Source organism: Propionispora vibrioides (assembly GCF_900110485.1).
Lineage (GTDB): Bacteria > Bacillota > Negativicutes > Propionisporales > Propionisporaceae > Propionispora > Propionispora vibrioides.
In genome coordinates this window covers 1-4556 of record NZ_FODY01000053.1, presented here as the reverse complement: position 1 = coordinate 4556, position 4556 = coordinate 1, and the positions used below count along the sequence as shown (strand labels likewise).

4 protein-coding genes are annotated in these 4556 nt (G+C 47.5%); 3 read left to right on the top strand and 1 reads right to left on the bottom strand.

Annotated features, from left to right (window positions below):
* The first annotated feature begins 732 nt into the window (after positions 1 to 732).
* A complete protein-coding gene (ahpC, locus tag BMW43_RS20775) occupies positions 733 to 1296 on the top strand; it encodes an alkyl hydroperoxide reductase subunit C (RefSeq protein ID WP_091752454.1) in 564 nt (187 codons plus the stop codon).
* 12 nt (positions 1297 to 1308) lie between these two features.
* Positions 1309 to 2838 carry an alkyl hydroperoxide reductase subunit F gene (gene ahpF / locus BMW43_RS20770; RefSeq protein ID WP_091752451.1) on the top strand — a complete coding sequence of 510 codons (1530 nt, stop codon included), beginning with the start codon at positions 1309 to 1311 and terminating at the stop codon, positions 2836 to 2838.
* A gap of 86 nt (positions 2839 to 2924) precedes the next feature.
* Here ahpF and ilvA read toward each other — a convergent pair whose 3' ends face one another.
* Positions 2925 to 4130: a threonine ammonia-lyase gene (ilvA, locus tag BMW43_RS20765; RefSeq protein ID WP_091752457.1), complete on the bottom strand. Its 1206-nt coding sequence runs from the start codon at positions 4128 to 4130 to the stop codon at positions 2925 to 2927.
* Between the two features lie 175 nt (positions 4131 to 4305).
* Between ilvA and BMW43_RS20760 the strand changes: the two genes are divergently transcribed.
* The coding region (locus BMW43_RS20760) for a hypothetical protein (protein ID WP_143050684.1) at positions 4306 to 4556 on the top strand (251 nt) is incomplete at its 3' end.

Genomic DNA, 4556 nt, shown 5'->3' with positions numbered 1-4556 from the left:
GTCTTCAACTTGTCGGCCATACTCCTTTCGGAGAGCGGCAGGGTCTCCCAAGTTCACACGGAGTAATGGTGTGTAGCATGCCAAGACCTTCGATCCCGGGGCGCCAGACTTAACTCGCCTTTATCGCTAAGCCCAGTATTGTCTTCTGCTCGTCCCATACATCGACCTTTCCCTTTAGGAATTTCGGGATTCTACATCTTCAGCTTTCGCTTTCGGCCTACTACCTTTCCTACCTACGCTTAGACCTGGCGTTACCGCTTCAGTCCCAAGGCTGGATACAGAGTGGCTGGCTAGACCTTCTCTGGCGGGATTTCCACCCGCTTTACTCCGTGCGCTTCTTGGCGCACGGGACGGTTCTTCCGAACCGACAATGTGTGCAGCAACGCTTTTCCCTGGCTGTACGATTAGCTCTATACTGGTTACTTCAGCTTAACATTCATACCAGCATATTAAAAAGCATATTTTAGATTCTAAAGCTATCGCCTCAATGCCTTTGTGCTGTATGGTTTTACCGTCATCCGGTTACAATATCCTTGGCGCGGGTCAAGGCATACCAAACGGTTAACGGCTATCCCCGCTCGGATAAATTTCCAAATAAGAGGAATTTTTATTGGAAAACTTTTATTAGCGTATTGACATTCGCGCTATTTTGTAAGATAATTTATATCAACAGATAATTATTATTATCTAGCTGAGAAAATAAATTACATAAAATTTAGGAGGTCATGTATTATGTCGTTAATTGGAACTGAAGTAAAACCTTTTAAAGCGCAGGCTTATCACAACGGAAAGTTTGTCGAAGTCACGGAAGCCGATCTTAAAGGTAAATGGAGCGTCGTCTGCTTCTATCCGGCAGACTTTACTTTTGTCTGCCCGACAGAATTGGAAGACCTGCAAAATCAATATGAAGCCTTAAAAGAACTGGGCGTGGAAGTATATTCGGTTTCCACCGATACCCACTTTACCCACAAAGCATGGCATGATACCTCGGATACTATCCGGAAAATTACCTATATTATGATTGGTGACCCATCCCATACGTTATCCAGAAACTTCGAAGTACTTATTGAAAACGACGGGGTTGCCGATCGCGGCACCTTCATCATCGATCCTGACGGCGTTGTGCAAACCGTGGAAATCAATGCCGGTGGCATCGGCCGCGACGCCAGTGCTTTGATCAATAAAATCAAAGCGGCACAGTATATTAGAAAAAATCCAAAAGAAGTTTGCCCGGCCAGATGGAAAGAAGGCGGCGCAACCCTCAGACCCAGCCTGGATCTGGTAGGAAAGATTTAAGGAGTGTCGCCCATGCTACTGGAGTCTGATATTAAAGCCCAATTATCTGAATACCTTCAATTAATGGAGAACGATATACTGATTAAAGTGAGTGCAGGGTCCGATACGGTATCGAAAGATATGCTGGCTCTGGTAGACGAATTGGCCTCTCTATCTTCCAAGATCAAAGTGGAACACGTTGACCTGCCGCGAACACCCAGCTTCAGTATCAATCGTATCGGCGAAAACACCGGAATTGTTTTTGCCGGCATTCCGCTAGGCCATGAGTTCACCTCACTGGTATTGGCTCTTTTGCAGACCAGCGGCCGAGCACCGAAGGTAGACGGGAAACTCATTGAGCAGATCAAACAAATCAAAGGTCATTACCGGTTTGAAACTTATATCAGTTTAAGCTGCCATATTTGCCCGGAGATTGTGCAAGCCCTTAATGTGATGAGCGTACTCAATCCCGGCATCACCCATACCATGATTGATGGGGCTGCCTTCCGCGACGAAGTGGAAATCAAAAACATCATGGCCGTACCTACCGTCCACCTAAATGGTGAATTTTTCAGCAGCGGTCAGATGACCTTGGAGGAATTCGTTGAAAAACTTGACAGCACGCCCGATGTTGCCAAGTTTAACGATAAAGAGCCTTTTGATGTCCTGGTGGTCGGCAGTGGCCCGGCTGGTGCCAGTGCGGCCATTTATGCCGCCCGCAAGGGTATTCGCACCGGTATCGTAGCCGACCGCTTCGGCGGCCAAATCAAGGATACCCTTGGTATCGAGAATTTTATCGGTACCAAATATACCGAAGGACCGAAGCTCTCTTCCAATTTTGAAGAGCATGTAAAGGCCTACGACATTGATGTCATGAAAGCACAGCGGGTAAAAAGCCTAGCCAAGAAGGATTTCATCGAAATCGAACTGGAAAGCGGCGGGCTCTTGAAGGGTAAAACCGTCATTCTCGCGACCGGTGCCCGCTGGCGTAGTATCGGTGTCCCCGGTGAAACCGAGTTTAGAAATAAAGGCATTGCCTATTGCCCGCACTGCGACGGTCCCGTATTTAAGGGAAAACGAATTGCCGTGATTGGTGGCGGCAACTCCGGCATTGAAGCCGCCATTGACCTGGCGGGTATTGTGGAGCATGTCACCGTTCTCGAGTTCCTGCCCGAGCTAAAAGCAGACGGCGTATTGCAAAAACGGCTCTACTCCCTGCCTAACGTGACTGTTCTAAAAAACGTTCAGACCAAAGAAATTACCGGCACTGACAAAGTAAACGGGATTACCTATCTGGACCGCGCCACAGAAAAAGCACACCATATTGAACTGGAAGGTGTGTTTATCCTGATTGGTCTAGTACCCAATACGAATTGGTTAGGTGAATCGGTCGAACGCAACCGTTGTGGCGAAATCATCGTTGACAATCACGGTGCTACAAACATTCCCGGGGTGTTTGCTGCCGGCGATTGCACGACCAGCCCGTACAAACAAATTATTATCTCCATGGGGTCCGGCGCTACTGCCGCCCTCAGCGCTTTCGATTATTTAATCCGCAATTAACGGATAAAAGAGGTCTGCCTTGGATTTTTAAGGCAGACCTCTTTTGTTTTCCAGTAAGCACAGGAGAAAATGTGCTGATTTTCTGTCTAGCAAAGCTGTGTACAGTAATTATTCTTCTCCAGCAGTTTTTTCACGGTGTAAATATGCTCTTCATCGGCTGTCTCGATTTCCACTTCCACTTGCGCAAAGCCGATTAACACATCCCGTTTATCCCGCTTGTGATTGATGGTAAGAATGTTGACACCAGTGCTGGAGATTAGCTGCAACAGTTTCCACAAATGGCCCGGTTTGTCGGGAATGATGGTATCAAGGTATACCTTACGGCCGCTTTTTACCAGTCCCTGATCCACAATACGGGACAGAATGTTTACATCAATATTACCGCCGCTTACCACAACGGCAATTTTTTTGTTTTGATAGTGGGAAAGCTTGTTAAAAACGGCTGCTACGGAAGCCGCCCCCGCTCCTTCGGAAACGGTTTTTACCTTTTCCAGTAAAAATAAAATCGCACTGGATATTTCGTCTTCATCCACCGTTACAATCTCATCTACATATTGCTGCACCATGTCAAAAGTCAGTTGGCCGGGAGTTTTGACGGCAATTCCGTCGGCAATGGTCGCCGAGCCGTGAACGGTCACGATTTTTTGTTGATCCATGGATTCAAACATAGACGGCACATTCCGGGTCTGGACGCCGACTACCTTGATGGCAGGGTTACTCTGTTTTATCGCGGCGGCAACACCGGAAATCAGCCCCCCGCCCCCGATAGGCACTACCACAACCTCCACATCGGGCAAATCCTCCAGTATCTCCAACCCGATCGTCCCCTGTCCGGCAATGACTAGCGGATCGTCAAAAGGGTGAATAAAAGTAGCCCTTGTCTCCTGCTGAATTTTCAGAGCTGCTTCAAAAGAATCATCATATACTTCCCCCTCCAGGATGACGTTGGCCCCCAGTTGACGGGTAGCCTTTATCTTAGACAAGGGTGCATATCTAGGCATCACAATCGTGGCACTAATTCCATAGGCTTTAGCTGCCAGCGCAACCCCTTGTGCATGATTACCCGCCGAGGCCGCAATAACCCCTTTTCCTTTTTCCGCATCAGTTAAATTGGCAATCCGGTTATAGGCTCCCCGGACCTTAAACGACCCCGTCCGCTGCAAGTTCTCCATCTTAAGAAAAATCCGGTTACCCGTCGTCTCATCCAATAGGTTATCCGTCATTAAGCCCGTCTTATGAATTATACTGTTTAGAACGCCCCGGGCTTTTATTATATCTGCCAGTGTGATCATGCTGTATTTCCTTCTTTCATGGGAATATAGTAATTTTTCATTCGCCATAGATAAGAAGAATTCCCCTTTCCATAGCAAAAAGCCTTCCAGCAATCTGTGAACCGGAGCAGGAAAAACGGACATTGAAAGAAAAAGCCTCCAGTCGTAGGATAGAATTACGACTGGAGGTTTTGTCATGTCAGGGAAAAAAGGGATGTTACGGTATGGCCAGGAGATGAAAGAGATAGTAGTCCAGGGGTATCGTAGAGGGATTAGCATACGGGAATTAAGCAGACAATATGGAATCAGTCGGTATGCCATCCAAAGCTGGTGCGGTCTGCGCAAGGAGGTGGAACTTCGCCATGCGGCGCCGCTACCCAAGGGACGACCTACAGAAAAGTCGAAAACGCAGGAACAAACCATAAAACGTCTGCAAATGGAAAATGA

What these genes read in the sequence shown, in the direction of transcription:
- ahpC (WP_091752454.1), top strand. Translation starts at nt 733, where the DNA reads ATGTCGTTAATTGGAACTGAAGTAAAACCTTTTAAAGCGCAGGCTTAT.
- ahpF (WP_091752451.1), top strand. Translation starts at nt 1,309, where the DNA reads ATGCTACTGGAGTCTGATATTAAAGCCCAATTATCTGAATACCTTCAA.
- ilvA (WP_091752457.1), bottom strand. Translation starts at nt 4,130, where the DNA reads ATGATCACACTGGCAGATATAATAAAAGCCCGGGGCGTTCTAAACAGT.